We start from the raw sequence: 17,263 nt of genomic DNA, 5'->3' as shown, positions 1-17,263 counted from the left end.
AAAAACTCAGCCCCGCACCAGTGTTTGCACTTCCTGCCCATGCAAGTGCTCATGCAGCAAGGCAATGAACGCCTGTACCTTGCGGGTATTGCGCCGGTGCGGCAGGTACAGCACGTGCACCCAGGGGCCGAACGCGCTCAGCGCCCGCCAGTAATCGGGCATTACCTCCACCAGTTGTCCATTGGCCAGGTAGGGGGCGGCACACCAGGTGGGTACGAACTGCAAGCCCTGCCCATCGAGCAGGCAGGCCAGCAGGAAGTCGAAGTTGTCGCTCACCAGTCGGGGGGTGGGCTGGCGCACACGCAGCGTCTGGCCGCCGTGTTCGATCCACCAGAAGCTGCGGTTGAGCAGCGGGTGGCGCAGCAGCAGCCAGTCGTGCCGGGCGTAGTTCTCCAGGGTAATCGCCTCGCCGTGTCGGGCCAGGTAGGCAGGGCTGGCGCATAGGATCACGCGGTTTTCGATCAGCGGCTGGGCGATCAGCTCTGGCTGATCGGTGGGGCCGTCGCGCAGAGACAGGTCGTAGCCGCCATCGATCAGGTCCTCGTTGGCATCGTTGAGGTTGACCTCCAGGCGCACCTGCGGGTGCTCGCGCATGAAACGGCAGCACACCTGGTTGAGAAACGCAGGGCCGAACGACGGTGGCGCGGTGATGCGCAGGGTACCGCGCAGCGCGTGCTGCAACTGCTCCACTTCCTCCGTCACCCGTTGCAGGTGCATCAACGCCTGGCGGGCGCCTTCCAGGTACAAGGTACCGGCCTCGGTAAGGGCCATGCGCCGGGTTGTGCGTTCGAACAGGCGCACGCCCAGTTCGCTCTCCAGGTGCGCAACAGCCTTGGTGATGGCAGACGGTGTTTTGCCCAGTTGCTCGGCCGCACGGCTGAAGCTGCCGTGTTCGGCAGCAGCGACGAAGATGGTCAGGGCCATCATCTTGTCCATGGTTTCTTCCTGTTCGGCACAAACGGTGGGGGCAATGCGAAGGTGGCGAGTATCTGCCCCTCGCTATCAAACCCGCAAATGCGGGCAATTTGAATAGGCACGGCGAAGGCCGCTGTTTGCGCCTTGGCAATCGATGGCTGGGGATTGTTTCCCGATGGCAAAAAAAGTTGTGCCTGCCCTCGCCTTTTTCCGCCCTTGCCCCCTTGGCTAGGCTGCGGCGCCATCACGACAAGAACGAGGCACAGCATGAAGCAGCTCCTGAAAATGGCAATCAGCGCCGGCCTGGCCTGCACGTGCACACCGGGTTTCGCGGCAGTGGACCTGATCCTGCACAACGCCAAGGTCTACACCGCAGAGCCCGGCCAGCCCTTGCAGCAGGCCGTGGCCGTCGAAGGCGAGAAAATCGTCGCGGTAGGTTCCGATCAGGCCGTGCTACGCCTGAAGGCTGAAGGCACCCGGGTCATCGACCTGGGCGGCAAGGTACTGATGCCTGGCATGCTCGACGCCCACTCGCATGCCATCAAGGGTGGCCTGCAACTGGTGCTGGCCGACCTGGCAGGCGAGCAGGTCGCCCTGGACGAACTGGAGCGGCGCCTGAAGCAATGGCGCAGCGACGGCAAAGCCGTGCGCGGCGAGTTCCTTGTCGTCGGTGGTGTACCGGGCACCTACTGGAATGACATCCCTGCGCTGGAACAGCGCTTCAACCACGGCGAATGGGCCGCGCAACCGATCCTGTTCGCTGCCAACGACATGCACACCGGCTGGGCTAACCAGGCCATGCTCAAGCGTGCCGCAATCGATGCCGATACCATCGCTGCCCTGCCTGCCGAGGCACGCAACACCATTGGCCAACACCCGGACGGCACACCAAACGGTTTCCTCGCCGATGCCAGCTACTACCCGGTGACCGACCTGCTGCCCCCGCTGCCCCACGCTACCCTGCTGAGCGCAGGGCGCATGGCCCTTGACCACTACAAGCAGCTGGGCATCACCGGCTGGATGGACCCGCTGGCCAACGAGCTGCCGGGGGCCGATGTGAACAACCATTCGCTGGGCGTGCTGCCGGTGTACAAGGACCTCTCCGCGCGTGGCGAGCTGACCGCCCATGTCGCCGCCCTGCTGATGGCCGATTCCAGGGCCCGCGCTGCCGACCTGGACGAACTGGACAAGGTTCGTCAGCAATTTCTCGGCGTTCGCAACCTTACCCTGCCAGGCATCAAGGTGTTTGCCGACGGCGTTGCCGAAGCGCCAGCGCAGACGGCGGCGATGCTCGAGCCCTACAGCAACTCCGGCAAGCACGGTGAACTGCTGCTGGACCCGCAACACTTTGGCGAACTGGTCAGCGCCGCCGATGCCCGTGGCTGGTTGGTGCATGTGCATGCCATCGGCGACCGCGCCGTGCGCGAGGCGCTCAACGGCATCGAGCAGGCCCGGCGTGATCGCCACAGCGGCATCCCCCACTCCATTACTCACTTGCAGATGGTCAACCCCAGGGAATACGCCCGTTTCAAACAGCTCGATGTGATTGCAGCAATGCAGCTGTACTGGGCCAGCGCCGACCAATCGAACATGGAACTGGTCAAGCCGTACGTGAATGCCATGGCCTTCATGCACACCTTCCCGGCACGTTCGCTGCTCAAGCATGGCGCTACCATTGCAGGCGCCAGCGACTGGCCGATCACTACCCCGGACCCTTGGCAAGCGATTTACCAAGCCATCAGCCGCAAGGGGCCCAAAGGCGTGCTCAACGCCGCTGAAGCCATCGACCGCCAGGTGATGTTCCAGGCCTATACCCTCAACGCCGCCCGCACCATGCGCCTGGAGCAGCAGATCGGTTCGCTCAAGGTTGGCAAGCAAGCCGACATGATCGTGGTTGACCGCGACGTGCTCGACGTCGATGCCGAAACACTGCGCGATACCCAAGTGGTGCAGACCTGGTTTGCCGGGAAACAGATTTACGCACGCTGATTGGCGAACGTCATCGACACGATCTATCAGTTCATCCATCCCATCGATTTGACCGCGTCAAATTGCCTCATGTAGCTTGCCGCCCTCTTCGAAGTTGGCCCAAAGGTGTGCGTTACACCGCTGGGCCGACTGCGCAGTCTATCCCCGTACTGTCAAAGCCCCACCACGGCGAGCCTACCCGCTGTAGTCGCCGTCACTGTGTTCGAGTTTCCGAAATGTCCGTCAATAGCCCCACCCGTATCACCGAGCTCGTCATCGAGAGCGGCGTCAAGAAAGCCCATCTATCCACCCAGGCGACACTGGTCCTGGGGTTTCTCGCAGGTGCATTCATTTCGCTGGGGTTTCTCCTGGCTATCCACGTCAGCACCATGATCCCGGCACAGTGGGCCTCGTTCGGCACACTGCTGGGCGCCGCGGTATTCCCCATCGGCCTGATCCTGGTGATTCTGGCCGGTGGAGAACTGCTCACCGGCAACATGATGAGCTTGCCCTTGGCGATGTTCGCCCGACGTATCGGCCCAGGCGCCGTGGCGCGCAACTGGCTGCTGGTGACGGTAGCCAACATGTTGGGTGCACTGTTCGTTGCCGGGTGCTTCGGGCACCTGCTGGGCCTGACCGAGGGGGCCTACCTGAACAAGGTGCTTGCGGCTGCGACCAGCAAGACCAACGCCGACTTCCTTCACGCCTTCGTCTCCGGCATCGGCTGCAACTGGCTGGTGTGCCTGGCAGTGTGGCTGTCGTATGCCAGCCGAGAAATGAGCGGCAAGATTCTCGGCATCTGGTTCCCGATCATGGCGTTCGTCGCCATCGGTTTCCAACACGTGGTTGCCAACATGTTCCTGATCCCGGCTGCGATTTTTGCCGGGTACTTGAGCTGGGGGCAGTTGGCGGAGAACCTGGTGGCCGTGTTCCTGGGGAATGCGGTGGGTGGGGCGATCTTCGTGGGGTTGGCGTATTACGTGTCCTACGGTGTGCCTTCGCAGGAGTCGTGCGAGGCGCAGTGAAGCATTACGCGACCGAGGTGCCCTGGAACGGGCCTGTGCGTCGTGGTCGACGCTCATCACGCAATCAGAACAGGCTGATCGGGTAATCGACGATCAACCGGTACTCATCGGCGCTGGAGTTGCCGCGGGTATTACCGGGCGCGGTATAGCCATCACCCTCGCGATGCGTTGCCCAGCGCAGGGTCAGCGACAGGTCCTTCGCCGGGCCGGCTGGTACCTGGTACTTGAGAGCAAGGTCGCGCTCCCAGTGCTTGTGCGCCCCGGTAAGGTAGCCAGCCAGGCAGAGCCGCGACAGGCTGACATCCGCAACACTGAGTCCCATTTCGGGAACAGCCACCTGGCACTATGCCCCCCTGTAGGAGCAGCACAAGGATGCTCTCATGAAACTGCACATAACTCATTGAGTCAGCAAGGACCCTGTGGGAGCGGCTTTAGCCGCGAACACCGGCGCAGCCGGTGCCACGCACCGCGTTGGATTCTTCGCGGCTAAAGCCGCTCCCACAGGGTACGAGGATCGCTTGCGAATTGAGTTATCTGTCGCGCAAGGCCGTGGATTGAGGCTTCAGCCCAGCAACTGGCTCAATACCGCACGCAACTTCCCCGGTTTGACGGGCTTGTTCAGCAACGGCGCGCCAAGTTTGTTCAGGGAGCGTCGGCACTGATCGCTGCGGTCGGCGGTGATGATCACCGCCGGAATGGCGGTGCCAAAGTGCTCGCGCAAGTGCCTGACCACCTCGCAGCCGACAACACCGTGGTCCAGGTGAAAATCCGCCAGGATCAATTCCGGTGCCCGCCCCTGCAAGGCCAGCAAGGCCCCGGCCTGGTCGGTCGCGGTAACCACTTCGCAGCCCCACTGCCCGAGCAGCGCGCCCATGCTCTCGAGGATGCTCACTTCGTTGTCCAGTACCAGCAGGCGGCGGCCCGGCAATGGGTTGCCGGCGCCCGGCTGCGGCGCGGCCTGGTGGATAGGCAGCGGCATGGCTTCGCCGATCGGCACGTCGATGCTGAACATCGAGCCACGCCCCGGCCACGAACGCACCTCGATGCGGTAGCCGAGAATCTTGGCGATCCGCTCGACGATCGCCAGCCCCAGGCCCACGCCCTTGCGGTCGGCGGCGCGGCCTACGTCCAGTTGGTTGAACTCGAGGAAAATGGCCTGCAGCCGATCCGCCGCGATGCCCCGCCCGGTATCCCACACCTCCAGGCGCAAGTGATCGCCGCGGCGCCTGGCCCCTAGCAGGATCCTGCCCTCGTCGGTATAGCGGCAGGCGTTGCTGAGAAAGTTGCGCAGGATACGCGTCATCAGCCGCAGGTCGGTACTGATGGCGTAGTCGCCAATGCGCGCGCGCAGCTTCAGGCCTGCCGCATCGGCCACCGTGCGGAACTCCGAGACCAGTGGCCCGAACAGTTCGTCGAGGCGGTACAGCGCCACATCCGGCTTGACCGCCGCCTGGTCGAGCCGGGAAATGTCCAGCAGGTCGGTCAGCAGATCTTCGGCGCCCTCCAGGGCCTGATGGGTACGCTCCACCAGCACCTTTTCCGCTTCTGCCAGTGGCCTTTCGCGCAGGGTCGAAATCAGCAGCCGCGCGGCATTCAGCGGTTGCAGCAGGTCATGGCTGGCGGCAGCGAGGTACTTGTCCTTGCTGCGGTTGGCGGTTTCCGCGGCATCGCGGGCATCGCGCAGGGCGCGGGCGATCTGTTTGCGCTCGGCGATCTGCTGTTGCAGGTTGCGGTTGGCCTCAAGCAGTTCATCGGTGCGGGCGGCCACTCGTTGCTCGAGTTCGTCATTCAGTTGCTGCAGGCGCTGCTGGGCCAGCTTGCGTTCGGTGATGTCGGCGACAAACCCTTCCACCAGCCCTTCCTGCCCGGGCTTGAGCAACAGGTTCATCAGCACATCGAGGTGGCTGCCGTCCTTGCGCCGCAAGCGGGTTTCATAGCCGTGCAGGCTGCGTTCACGGGCGAGGGTCGCGGTTATGGCGTGCAGCTCTTCGGCCCCGCCGACAAACAGGTTGGCGGCAAGGTCCGTCAGCGGAAACAGCAACGCTTGCGGGTTATCGTAACCGAGCATGCGTGCCAACGCCGGGTTGGCGGCACGCATGCCATCTTGCAGGCTGGCCTGGAAAATCCCGTGCACGGCGTTTTCGAACAGCCATTTATAGCGGTTGCGTTCGGCCTCCAGCTCGTCCAGGCGCGCCGCCAGCTCTGGGTAATGGCTCTTGCGCGCCGAGTGGTCGCCCAGCCCCAGCAGCCCGGCCAGCGCCCGTTGCTGCTCGTCAGAGGGCCTCGCCATAAACCACCTCGACATCACGCTGGCTCGACGCACGCGGGTTGGTGAGGATGCACGGGTCATCCATCGCATGTTGCGACAGGAACGGGATATCGGCCGTGCGCACCCCATGCAGGCCCAAGGTTTCGTGGAAGCCAATGGCATGCTTCAGCGCGATCAGGTGCTCGACCAGGCGCGCGCAGATCTGCCGATGGTTGAGGCCGCGGCAGTCGATACCCAGCACTTCGGCAATCACCTTGAAACGCTCCGGCGCCGAGCTGTAGTTGAACGCCACCACGTGCTCCACCAGCACCGCATTGCACAAGCCATGCGGCAGGTCGAGGAACCCGCCCAGGCTGTGCGACATGGCATGGACCGCACCCAGAATCGCATTGGAAAACGCCAGCCCTGCCTGCATGCTGCCCAGCATGATTTTCTCGCGCAGGGCGATATCGGTCGGGTTGGCGATCATTTCCACCAGGTTGCCGTTGATCAGGCGCATGGCCTCCAGCGCATGGGGATCGGTGAGCGGGCCGTGGCCGGTGGAAACGAAGGCTTCGATGGCATGCACCAGCGCATCGATACCGGTGCAGGCCGACAGGAACGGGTCCATGCTCAGGGTGGTTTGCGGGTCGATCAGCGACACATCCGGCACCACCGCCTTGCTGACGATGGAGAACTTCATGCGCTCCTGCTGGTTGGAAATGATCACGAACTGCGACACGTCCGCCGAGGTGCCGGCCGTGGTCGGGATCAGAATCAGCGGCGGGCTGGGCACGCGGATCATGTCCACGCCTTCGAATTCGAGGATGCTGCGCCCGTGGGCCACCACGATACCGATGGCCTTGCCGCAATCCATCGGGCTGCCGCCGCCGACCGCGACGATCACATCACAATGGTTTTGCCGGTAGATCTCGGCACCGAGCATCACCTCTTCGACCCTCGGGTTGGGCGATACGGCGCTGTACAGGCAGTAGTCGATGCCCTGGGCCTGCAGGCTGGCCTCCACGTCGGCCACCCAACCGGCGGCAATCACACCGGGGTCGCTGACCACCAGCACCTTGCGCGCACCGAAGGTCTTGGCGTAATTGGCAACATTGTGCCGGCAGCCGGCACCAAAGATGATCTCGGGCGAAACGAACTTGCGAAGCGGGCTGAAACTCTGGCTCATCGGGAAGCCTGTTCTTATTGTTCTGGAAGGTAACCGCCAGCGTAAAGCATCCCGTAGCGAAAGCAACCAGACCAAAGCGTGACCACGGCTCATTCGATCCAGTACTTGGCACGGGCCACCTCCAGGAACGCCAGGATGTCCTCGTCGAGCCCCGGCACACCGGGAAAACGCTGGGCCAGACGGTCGATGACAGCCGCCACGCTGCGCTGGCCGTCCAGCAATTCGAGCACCCAGCCGGCGCTGGCGTTGAGCTCGATGATGCCCTCGGGGTACAGCAGCACATGGCACGCCTGGTGCGGCTCCCAGCGCAGGCGAAAGCCCTTGCGCAAGGCCAGGGCTTGTTCGCGATCGATCAGGTTCACAACAGGCTTGCTCAGTGAAGACCCGGCCATCGTGGTGATGGCCGGACAGGCATCAACGATTGGCGAAGTACATCGTCACTTCGAAGCCGATGCGCAGGTCGGTAAAGGCGGGTTTAGTCCACATGGGGCATTCCTCTTCTTGGTGCCGGGCGATTCCGGTAGAGGCATTAATGCACGAGGGGCGACGGGGCCGAATGCTACTTTGGGACAGGTTTGCGGGGTGCGTTGGTAGGGGGCAGCGGATCACTGTGGATTTGGCTGTTGCAGTGCCGGCCTCTTCGCGGGCTCGCCCGCTCCCACAGGGACTGCACAAGTTTCAAGACCAGTGCAATACGTGTGGGAGCGGGCGAGCCCGCGAAGGCCGCGACGCGGTTTAGAAGAAGCCCAACGGGTTGATGTCGTAGCTCACCAACAGGTTCTTGGTCTGCTGGTAGTGATCGAGCATCATCTTGTGGGTCTCGCGGCCCACCCCGGACTTCTTGTAGCCACCGAACGCGGCATGCGCCGGGTACAGGTGATAGCAGTTGGTCCACACGCGTCCGGCCTTGATCCCACGGCCCATGCGATAGGCACGGTTGATGTCACGGGTCCACAGCCCCGCGCCCAGGCCAAACTCGCTGTCGTTGGCGATCGCCAGCGCTTCGGCTTCGTCCTTGAAGGTGGTCACGCCCACCACCGGGCCGAAGATCTCTTCCTGGAACACGCGCATCCTGTTGTTGCCCTTGAGCAGGGTCGGCTGGATGTAGTAACCGCTGGCCAGGTCGCCGTCGAGCCGTTCGGCTGCGCCACCGGCGAGCAGCTGCGCGCCCTCCTCCCGGGCAATCTGCAGGTAGGAAAGGATCTTGTCGTATTGCTGCTCAGAGGCCTGGGCGCCGACCATGGTCTCGGTGTCCAGCGGGTTGCCACGGGTGATCCTGGCGATCTTCTTCATCACCTCGGCCATGAACGGCTCGTAGATCGACTCCTGGATCAGCGCCCGCGACGGGCAGGTGCACACTTCGCCCTGGTTGAAGAACGCCAGCACCAGGCCTTCGGCTGCCTTTTCGATGAACGCGGGCTCGGCCTGCATGATGTCTTCGAAGAAGATGTTCGGCGATTTGCCGCCCAGCTCGACGGTGGACGGGATGATGTTCTCGGCCGCGCACTTCATGATGTGCGAGCCCACCGGGGTGGAGCCGGTGAAGGCGATCTTGGCGATGCGCTTGCTGGTGGCCAGGGCTTCGCCAGCTTCGCGGCCAAAGCCCTGGACGATGTTCAGCACCCCTGCCGGCAGCAGGTCGGCGATCAGCTCGGCGAAAATGGTGATCGACAGTGGCGTCTGCTCCGCTGGCTTGAGCACCACGCAGTTGCCGGCGGCCAGTGCCGGGGCGAGTTTCCAGGCGGCCATCAGCAGCGGGAAGTTCCATGGGATGATCTGCCCGACCACGCCCAGCGGCTCGTGGATATGGTAGGCCACGGTGCCTTCGTTGATCTCGGCGGCGCCGCCTTCCTGGGCGCGGATGCAGCCGGCGAAGTAGCGGAAGTGGTCCGCCGCCAACGGTACGTCGGCGTTGAGGGTTTCGCGCACGGCCTTGCCGTTGTCCCAGCTTTCGGTAACCGCCAGTACTTCAAGATTCTGCTCGATACGGTCGGCGATCTTCAGCAGCGCCAGGGCACGGTCCTGCACCGAGGTCTTGCCCCAGGCCTCGGCAGCGGCATGGGCGGCGTCCAGGGCCTGCTCGATGTCCTCGGCGCCAGAGCGCGGGAACTCGGCAATCGGCTGGCCGTTGACCGGCGAGCTGTTGGTGAAGTACTGGCCGCCCAGCGGCGGCACGAATTCACCATTGATGAAATTGCCGTAGCGTGGCTTGAAGGACACGATGGCGCCTGGGGTTCCGGGTTGTGCGTAGATCATGCTGAGCCTCTGTGGGTCGATGCCTGTCCGGCGACAGGCGATGAGCCGATGGTAAAAAGCCCCGCCTGCCGGGCGAATGCATCGTTGGCAGCGGGGCTCTCGTCATTTGGTAGTAGGGCCGCTTGCCCCAAGGTCGCTGGCAACAAGCGGCAGGTGATCGGCTTAGCGGCTGGCACTTGCCGTTTGCAGTTGCTTGGGCAGCTTGAAGGTCCAGAGCATGCCGCCCTGGTTGAAGTCCTTGACCCGCTTGGCCACTTCGCCGCCCCACAGCGGCACCGCGCCGCCCCAGCCGGAAACCACCGAAACGTACTGTTCGCCGTCCATTTCCCATGTCACTGGCGAGCCGAGCACGCCGGAGCCGGTCTGGAACTCCCAGACCTTGTCACCGGTCTTGGCGTTGAACGCCTGCAGGAAGCCTTCCGGCGTGCCGGTGAACACCAGGTTGCCCTTGGTGGTCAGCACCCCGCCCCACAGCGGTGCGAAGTTCTTGTGGCGCCACACCTCCTTGCCGCTGACCGGGTCGATGGCGCGCAGCACGCCAATGTAGTCTTCGTTGAGCGGCTTGATGGTGAAGCCGGCACCGAGGAACGCCGCGCCTTTCTTGTAGGCGATGCCTTCGTTCCAGATGTCCATGCCCCACTCGTTGGACGGCACGTAGAACAGCCCGGTGTCCTTGTTGTAGGCCATCGGCATCCAGTTCTTGGCACCGAGGAACGCCGGGGCCACGAACACCGAGCTGCCCTTGGCCTCGCTACCCGGTGCACCCGGCCGGCTGGCCTCGTTGTAGATCGGCCGGCCGTCCTTGTCCAGGCCGGTGGCCCAGGTGATCTTGTCGACGAAGGGGAAGCCGCGGATGAACTTGCCGTTGGTGCGGTCCAGCACGTAGAAGAAGCCGTTGCGGTCAGCGGTGGCGGCGGCCTTGACCTCTTTGCCGCCATCCTTGTAGTTGAACGAAATCAGCTCGTTGACACCGTCGAAGTCCCAGCCGTCATGTGGCGTGCTCTGGAAGTGCCACTTGATGGTGCCATCGTCGGGGTTCAGGGCCAGGCGCGACGAGGAATACAGGTTGTCGCCCGGGCGCAGGTGCGAGTTCCACGGTGCCGGGTTGCCGGTGCCGAACAGGATCAGGTTGGTTTCCGGGTCGTAGTAGCCGCCCAGCCATGGCGCCGCACCGCCGGTCTTCCACAGGTCGCCGGGCCAGGTCTTGCCCGCCTCGCCGCCGGAAATGCCATTCTCGATCGCCTTGCCGTCCTTGTACACGTAGCCCATGTGCCCTTCCACGGTCGGGCGCATCCACAGCAGTTCGCCGTTTTCCGGGTTGTAGGCCTGAATCTTGCCCACCACGCCAAACTCGCCGCCGGCAACGCCGGTGATCAGCTTGCCGTTGACGATCATTGGCGCGGCACTGATGGAGTAGCCTTCCTTGTGGTCGGCCACCTTCTTGCTCCATACCACCTTGCCGGTGTCCTTGTTCAGCGCCACCAGCTTGGCATCGAGGGTGCCGAAGAACACCAGGTTGCCGTACAGCGCCACGCCGCGGTTGATCACGTCGCAGCACGGGCGGATGTCATCGGGCAGGCGCGCATCGTATTGCCACAGTTTCTTGCCGGTACGGGCGTCCACGGCGAACACCCGCGAGTAGGAGCCGGTCAGGTACATCACCCCGTCCTTGACCAGCGGCTGGGCCTGCTGGCCGCGCTGCTTCTCACCACCGAAGGAAAACGCCCAGACCGGCCGCAGGTCCTTGACGTTGTCGGTATTGAGCAGGTTCAGCGGGCTGTAGCGCTGGCCCTGCACGCCCAGGCCATTGGTCACGATCTGCTGCGGGTTCTTCGGGTCCTGGAGAATTTCTTCGTTGCTGACAGCGGCGTGGGCTGCACCGGCAAGCAGCATGGCGCTGAGCACCAGGCTCAAGGCGAACACGGGACGACGTGTGGATCGGGTCATGACGGCTACCTTTGGTTTTTTTGTTGTATCCGGGAAAACTTCCCGGTGTGTCGGGAATTCTTGGTCCCGACCTGCTTGCCAACAATTGCACGCAGTGCGGAGTTTTCTAGTTCCTTGGTATCGGTGAACTTGCGCGGCCCCCTGTAGGAGCGGCCTTGTGTCGCGATAGGGGCGCGAAGCGGCCCCAGGATTTGTGCCATAGCTGAAATCGCCGGGGCTGCCTTGCAGCCCCTTCGCGACACAAGGCCGCTCCTACAGGGGCCGTGTCAGCCCTTGCTATCCACGCGCCGCAGCTGCTGGCGTTCATAACGCGGATACAGGTGACTGACACTGCGAATCAGCTCGTAACGGGTCAGGCTGATACGGGAAAACCGCTCGGGTATCGGGCTGCGGATCATCTCGGCCATGTCATCGCCACGCGCCGCACCGTCACGCATCAGCCCATCCAGCCAGCCCAGGTAATCACGCATCTGCGCAAACGGCCGGGCATCGCTGGCCAGCGGGCCGTGACCGGGTACCAGTTGCTTCCAGGGCAGCGCTTGCAAGGTGTCCAGGTCCTTCAGCCACACCTCCAGCCCCGGGCTGTTGGGCGTGGTCAGCGCGCGCTGGTAAAACACCAGGTCGCCGGCGAACAGCACGCCGGTGGTTTCATCCAGAATCGCCAGGTCGGCACCGGTATGCCCGCCCAGCGCCAGCAGCCGCAGGCGGTGCCCGCCCACCTCGTGCATACCCGGCTCCAGCACCCGGGTCGGCAGCACTACCTCGGTACCGCGCATCCAGTCGCCGACCAGGCGGTACATGTTCTCGGCCATGGCCTCGCCCTGCTGCTGCAACAGCTCGCCGGTAGCGGCCAGGGCACCGATGGGCACATCGGCAAACGCCTGGTTGCCCAGCACATGGTCGGGGTGGTGATGGGTCAGCAGCACTTCGAGCACCGGCTTGTCGGTGGTGGCGGCAATGGCCTGACGCAAAGCCTCGCCGTAGCGTTTCGATGGCCCGCTGTCGATCACCACCACCCCGCTGTCGGTGACGATGAACGCGGTATTGACGATATTGCCGCCATTATCCTTGGCGAAATTGTCGGTGCTGCCCTCCAGCAGCCAGGTGCCCTCGGCGATCTGCCGGGGCTGGAGCCGATAGTCCAGGTCTGCCCAGGCCGGCAGGCCCAGGCACAGCAGCAACAGCAGAATGCAACGCATGACAGGCGCCTCTGGTCAGGGGTGAAGTCGGGCAACACGCTCAGGGCACTGCCGCCTCGAACTGGTTGCCGCTGTTGTCCTGCAACAGCAACCGGGTCGGCCCGGGACCCTGGATGTCGAAGCCCAGGTTGGGGTTTTCGCTGACTGCCGGGTACAGTTCCAGGCTGGCCAGGCGCTGGCCGTCCGCGCCTTGCAGCTCGGCATGGTTGAGGAAGAATTCGGGAATGCCGCTGACCAGGCCGTTGTCCATCGGGTGGGCCACCTGCAGGCGCAAGCGGCTGCTGTCGCCACGCGGGTAGCGCCCGCCCAGGACTTCACCGAGGTGCTCCTCCCAGCCGGGCTGGGTGCGTACCACGCTAGGCGCGGTACATCCGCCGCCAGCGGCATCGATCAACGCCGAGCCCACGTGCCACAGGCCGTCGCGCGTCAGCACCGCAGCGCGCAGCGGTGTGGCCTGTTCGATGCGGATGCGGATCGACAACCAGGGCAGCACGCGCTCGCCGGGCTGGAAGTCGACAATGCGCGGCAGCGGGTTGAGTTCGGCCCAGGCAACAATCCGCACCACCTCGCCGCCGAACGCCCGGGCGTCGATCTCCAGCGGCACCTGACGGGCGTCCTCGGCAAAGGGTGGCGCCAGCAGCTTGACCCGGTCGTCGAACACGAATGCGGCCTGGCCCAGCAGCTGCTTGTGATAGAAGTCCCACATCACTGACGGCACCGGGTCCTTGTGGTTACTTGGCTCGCTGGCCAGGGCCTGTGCGGCCCAGGGCATCCAGCAGGCCAGCAGCAAAGTTGCTCGCCAGTTCATCGCCCCCCCTTTGATCAACGCAAATCTGGCTGACATTGCATGGTCCTTGTGGGAGCGGGTTCACCCGCGAAGAATGTGACGCGGTATATGGCACCGGCTTCGCCGGTGTTCGCGGCGGTTCGACGCCTCGATGAACCCGCTCCCACAGGGACCGCGCCAATGCTACTGATACATTTCCGGGACTTGATAGCGCAGGCCGTAGTGGGCATAAATCGCTTTCATCCGCCCATCGCGAATCAACGCCTCAAGCGCCTCCTCCACCGCATAGGCCAGCTGCCGGTTGCTTTCATGCACCGCCATGCCGATCTCCCAGGCCTGCTTGCCAAGATTCGGGTAGGCGTTTTCCGCCAGGGCCAGTTGCGGGTCGGCAGCCTGGTGCAGTTGCCAGTCGACCTCGCCGCGCATCGCCATCACCGCGTCAACCTGGCCGGCCTGCATGGCACCGAACGCCTGCTGCACATTGGGGTAATGATGGGTCCTGGCGCTGAGCATGCCGTTGAACACGGAAGTCAGGTAGAACGACGGCACGCTGTCCACCTCGACCCCGATCGGGTGCTGCTGGAACACCGCGACACTGGCCACCGAGGCCAGGCGACGGCGGTCGTAGGCGACCTGCCAACGTTCCTCCTGATAGGGGCCGAACATGACCACCTGGGCGTTCTCCAGCTCGCCCACCTCGTTGCGCCGCTGCGCGTAGGCATGGTCGTACGGCACCCGCATCATCAGGTCGGCCAGTTGCTGGTGGCGCAGCGGGCTGCCGCGCCAGATGTAGTCGCGCAGATCGTCGTCGAGCTTTTCCCCTGGTGGCGCCCAGATCAGCTGCAGGCGTACCCCCAAAGCCGTGGCCAGGGCCTGCGCCAATTCCACGTCGACACCGCGCGGCTGGCCGTGGTCTTCGAAACTGTAGGGCGCAAAGTCCTTGTACACCGCCACCTTCAGTTCGCCGGCGGCAATGATCGCGTCGTAGCTGCGCACCTGCGCCTGCGCCGCCGCGCAACACAGCAGCAAGCCACTCAACAGCGCCACCAACAGACGCATGGCCGTCACTCCTCGACGTGCACGCTGTCCAGGTAGGTGCGCACTGCCCACAGGGCCTCCTGGCTCAGGTAATCAGCCATCTTCGGCATGTACACCCGGCCATCGCGCACCGCACCATGGCGTACGCGCTCGACGAACCATTCATCCCCGGCCTCGCCAGCATCGAGCATGCGCAAATCCGGTGCGATACCCCCGGACTTGGCCTCCAGGCCATGGCAGGCGGCGCAGTTCTGGTTGTAGGCCGAGGCGCCGATTTCCACGGCCTTGTCGCGCTCGGGAGAGCTGCGGTACGGGTTGACCGCCGCCCAGCCGTCGCCGTCCAGGCTTACGCCAGCGTCCTTGATCGGGGTCAGGCCCTTGGTTTCCACGGCCTGGGGCACCACATTGCCATGTGCCCAGGCCGTGCCGGTCAGCACCGCACTGGCAAGCAGCCCGGCAGCCAGCAAGACGTTGCGTTTTGTTGTCATTCTTATGCCCTCACGGTTGCACGCAAGGCCTCAACCACAGAGGCCGTGTCGCCATCTTAAAAACAGCCCGCAGGCGGCCGAATGCTGCTTTGGTGGCCGCACCTTACTCCCTTGGTAGTAGGGCTTGTGGCGAAGGGCCAAATGAGGTGCCCTACGGGAACTATTCCCGGCAAGGGCGGGACTTTTTCCGTATCCCGCAACACCCGCCCCGTCCCACCCTGTGCAGGCCAAAACCTCCACTGGGAACTGCAACCATGACAACAAGAACGCTACCCGCCCTTTCCCCTCTGGCCCTGAGCGTGCGGGCCTTGCTGCTGGCCGGTAGCCTGGCCCTGAGCAACGCGGCCATAGCCGCCACCGCCCCAGCTGCACCTGCCGGCAACAACGTCACCTGGGAAGACATCGCCAACGACCACCTGACCACCCAGGACGTGCTGCAGTACGGCATGGGCACCAACGCCCAGCGCTGGAGCCCGCTGGCCCAGGTCAATGACCAGAACGTGTTCAAGCTGACCCCGGCCTGGTCCTATTCCTTCGGCGACGAGAAGCAGCGCGGCCAGGAATCCCAGGCCATCGTCAGTGACGGCGTGGTCTACGTCACCGGCTCCTATTCGCGGGTGTTCGCCCTCGATGCGAAAACCGGCAAGCGCCTGTGGACCTACAACCACCGCCTGCCGGACAACATTCGCCCCTGCTGCGATGTGGTCAACCGCGGCGCGGCGATCTACGGCGACAAGATCTACTTCGGCACCCTCGACGCGCGGGTCATTGCGCTCGACAAGCGCACCGGCAAAGTGGTGTGGAACAAGAAGTTCGGCGACCACGCCGCCGGCTACACCATGACCGGTGCCCCGGTGCTGATCAAGGACAAGACCAGCGGCAAGGTATTGCTGATCCACGGCAGCTCCGGCGATGAGTTCGGTGTGGTCGGCCAACTGTTCGCCCGCGACCCGGACACCGGCGAAGAGGTGTGGATGCGGCCCTTCGTCGAGGGCCACATGGGCCGCCTGAACGGCAAGGACAGCACGCCGACCGGTGACGTCAAGGCACCGTCCTGGCCGGACGACCCCAGCACCGAAACCGGCAAGGTCGAAGCCTGGAGCCACGGCGGCGGCGCGCCTTGGCAAAGCGCCAGCTTCGACCCCGAGACCAACACCATCATTGTCGGCGCAGGCAACCCCGGCCCCTGGAACACCTGGGCGCGCACCTCGAAGGACGGCAACCCGCATGACTACGACAGCCTGTATACCTCAGGGCAGGTCGGCGTCGACCCGAGCACCGGTGAAGTGAAGTGGTTCTACCAGCACACACCCAACGATGCCTGGGATTTCTCCGGCAACAACGAGCTGGTGCTGTTCGACTACAAGGACAAGGAAGGCAAGCTGGTCAAGGCCACCGGCCACGCCGACCGCAACGGTTTCTTCTATGTGGTGGACCGCAGCAACGGCAAACTGCAGAACGCGTTCCCCTTCGTCGACAACATCACCTGGGCCAGCCACATCGACCTCAAGACCGGGCGCCCGGTGGAAAACCCCGGCCAACGCCCGCCCAAGCCGCTGCCAGGTGAAACCAAGGGCAAGCCGGTTGAGGTCTCGCCACCGTTCCTGGGTGGCAAGAACTGGAACCCCATGGCCTACAGCCAGGACACCGGCCTGTTCTACATCCCCGGCAACCAGTGGAAGGAGGAGTACTGGACCGAGGAAGTGAACTACAAGAAGGGCTCGGCCTACCTGGGCATGGGCTTCCGTATCAAACGCATGTACGACGACCATGTCGGCACCCTGCGCGCCATGGACCCGAGCACCGGCAAGCTGGTGTGGGAGCACAAGGAACACCTGCCGCTGTGGGCCGGCGTGCTGGCGACCAAGGGCAACCTGGTGTTCACCGGCACCGGCGATGGCTTCTTCAAGGCCTTCGACGCCAAAACGGGTAAGGAACTGTGGAAGTTCCAGACCGGCAGCGGCATCGTCTCGCCGCCAATCACCTGGGAACAGGACGGCGAGCAGTACATCGGCGTGACCGTGGGCTACGGCGGCGCGGTACCGCTGTGGGGCGGCGACATGGCCGAGCTGACCAAACCGGTAGCCCAGGGCGGTTCGTTCTGGGTGTTCAAGATCCCCAGCTGGGACAACAAGACTGCACAGCGGTGACTGCCTGAGTTGATGCATCACTGGGGCTGCGTTGCAGCCCCAGGACGCACACC

The 17,263-nt window shown here is 64.1% G+C and carries 16 protein-coding genes; 3 read left to right on the top strand and 13 right to left on the bottom strand.

The annotated features are described in order from the left end of the window. Positions 1-6 precede the first annotated feature (6 nt). Both R9B85_RS23420 and R9B85_RS23415 read right to left on the bottom strand, forming a co-directional pair. On the bottom strand, positions 7-936 hold the full coding sequence (locus R9B85_RS23420) for a LysR family transcriptional regulator (protein WP_112253854.1): 930 nt from the start codon (positions 934-936) through the stop codon (positions 7-9). Further along, positions 924-1,184: a hypothetical protein gene (locus tag R9B85_RS23415; RefSeq protein WP_112253855.1), complete on the bottom strand. Its 261-nt coding sequence runs from the start codon at positions 1,182-1,184 to the stop codon at positions 924-926. The genes R9B85_RS23420 and R9B85_RS23415 overlap by 13 nt, the downstream gene beginning before the upstream one ends. Here R9B85_RS23415 and R9B85_RS23410 point away from each other — a divergent pair. Next, entirely contained in the window at positions 1,183-2,904 is a 1,722-nt protein-coding gene (locus R9B85_RS23410) for an amidohydrolase (protein WP_112253856.1), read from the top strand. The two genes, R9B85_RS23415 and R9B85_RS23410, sit on opposite strands and share 2 nt — an antisense overlap. A gap of 215 nt (positions 2,905-3,119) precedes the next feature. After that, the gene (locus R9B85_RS23405; RefSeq protein ID WP_112253857.1) at positions 3,120-3,908 is read left to right on the top strand and encodes a formate/nitrite transporter family protein; all 789 of its coding nucleotides are present in this window, start codon (positions 3,120-3,122) and stop codon (positions 3,906-3,908) included. Positions 3,909-3,972: 64 nt separating this feature from the next. Here R9B85_RS23405 and R9B85_RS23400 read toward each other — a convergent pair whose 3' ends face one another. The 11 genes from R9B85_RS23400 to pedF form a co-directional block, all read right to left on the bottom strand. Continuing rightward, entirely contained in the window at positions 3,973-4,245 is a 273-nt protein-coding gene (locus R9B85_RS23400; protein ID WP_370290615.1) for an OprD family outer membrane porin, read from the bottom strand. A 225-nt stretch (positions 4,246-4,470) separates the two neighbouring features. Beyond that, entirely contained in the window at positions 4,471-6,198 is a 1,728-nt protein-coding gene (locus tag R9B85_RS23395) for a PAS domain-containing hybrid sensor histidine kinase/response regulator (RefSeq protein WP_207878056.1), read from the bottom strand. Continuing rightward, complete coding sequence (ercA, locus tag R9B85_RS23390) at positions 6,182-7,345, bottom strand: alcohol dehydrogenase-like regulatory protein ErcA (RefSeq protein ID WP_025339550.1); 1,164 nt, start codon at positions 7,343-7,345, stop codon at positions 6,182-6,184. Before ercA ends, R9B85_RS23395 begins: the two co-directional genes overlap by 17 nt. A gap of 89 nt (positions 7,346-7,434) precedes the next feature. Continuing rightward, positions 7,435-7,707 (bottom strand): pyrroloquinoline quinone biosynthesis peptide chaperone PqqD, encoded by a 273-nt coding sequence (gene pqqD / locus R9B85_RS23385; RefSeq protein ID WP_112253859.1) that lies wholly within the window; start codon positions 7,705-7,707, stop codon positions 7,435-7,437. Positions 7,708-7,759: 52 nt separating this feature from the next. Beyond that, positions 7,760-7,831, bottom strand: a complete 72-nt coding sequence (gene pqqA / locus R9B85_RS23380) for a pyrroloquinoline quinone precursor peptide PqqA (RefSeq protein WP_003253598.1) — start codon at positions 7,829-7,831, stop codon at positions 7,760-7,762. 249 nt (positions 7,832-8,080) lie between these two features. Next, on the bottom strand, positions 8,081-9,601 hold the full coding sequence (locus R9B85_RS23375) for an acetaldehyde dehydrogenase ExaC (RefSeq protein ID WP_112253860.1): 1,521 nt from the start codon (positions 9,599-9,601) through the stop codon (positions 8,081-8,083). Positions 9,602-9,763: 162 nt separating this feature from the next. Then, positions 9,764-11,548, bottom strand: a complete 1,785-nt coding sequence (gene pedH / locus R9B85_RS23370; RefSeq protein WP_025339553.1) for a PQQ-dependent alcohol dehydrogenase PedH — start codon at positions 11,546-11,548, stop codon at positions 9,764-9,766. A 266-nt stretch (positions 11,549-11,814) separates the two neighbouring features. Next, the gene (locus tag R9B85_RS23365; protein ID WP_423770623.1) at positions 11,815-12,747 is read right to left on the bottom strand and encodes a quinoprotein relay system zinc metallohydrolase 1; all 933 of its coding nucleotides are present in this window, start codon (positions 12,745-12,747) and stop codon (positions 11,815-11,817) included. A gap of 40 nt (positions 12,748-12,787) precedes the next feature. Beyond that, on the bottom strand, positions 12,788-13,555 hold the full coding sequence (locus tag R9B85_RS23360; RefSeq protein ID WP_423771075.1) for a quinoprotein dehydrogenase-associated SoxYZ-like carrier: 768 nt from the start codon (positions 13,553-13,555) through the stop codon (positions 12,788-12,790). A 162-nt stretch (positions 13,556-13,717) separates the two neighbouring features. Then, positions 13,718-14,593 (bottom strand): substrate-binding periplasmic protein, encoded by an 876-nt coding sequence (locus tag R9B85_RS23355; RefSeq protein ID WP_207878058.1) that lies wholly within the window; start codon positions 14,591-14,593, stop codon positions 13,718-13,720. 5 nt (positions 14,594-14,598) lie between these two features. Then, complete coding sequence (gene pedF, locus R9B85_RS23350) at positions 14,599-15,060, bottom strand: cytochrome c-550 PedF (RefSeq protein WP_112253864.1); 462 nt, start codon at positions 15,058-15,060, stop codon at positions 14,599-14,601. Between the two features lie 254 nt (positions 15,061-15,314). Between pedF and exaA the strand changes: the two genes are divergently transcribed. Then, a complete protein-coding gene (gene exaA / locus R9B85_RS23345; protein ID WP_112253865.1) occupies positions 15,315-17,210 on the top strand; it encodes a quinoprotein ethanol dehydrogenase in 1,896 nt (631 codons plus the stop codon). Positions 17,211-17,263 lie beyond the last annotated feature (53 nt).

The sequence above is a fragment of the Pseudomonas sp. NLJ1 genome (assembly GCF_049486705.1).
Classification (GTDB): domain Bacteria; phylum Pseudomonadota; class Gammaproteobacteria; order Pseudomonadales; family Pseudomonadaceae; genus Aquipseudomonas; species Aquipseudomonas inefficax.
This window is presented reverse-complemented; position numbering and strand designations above follow the sequence as displayed.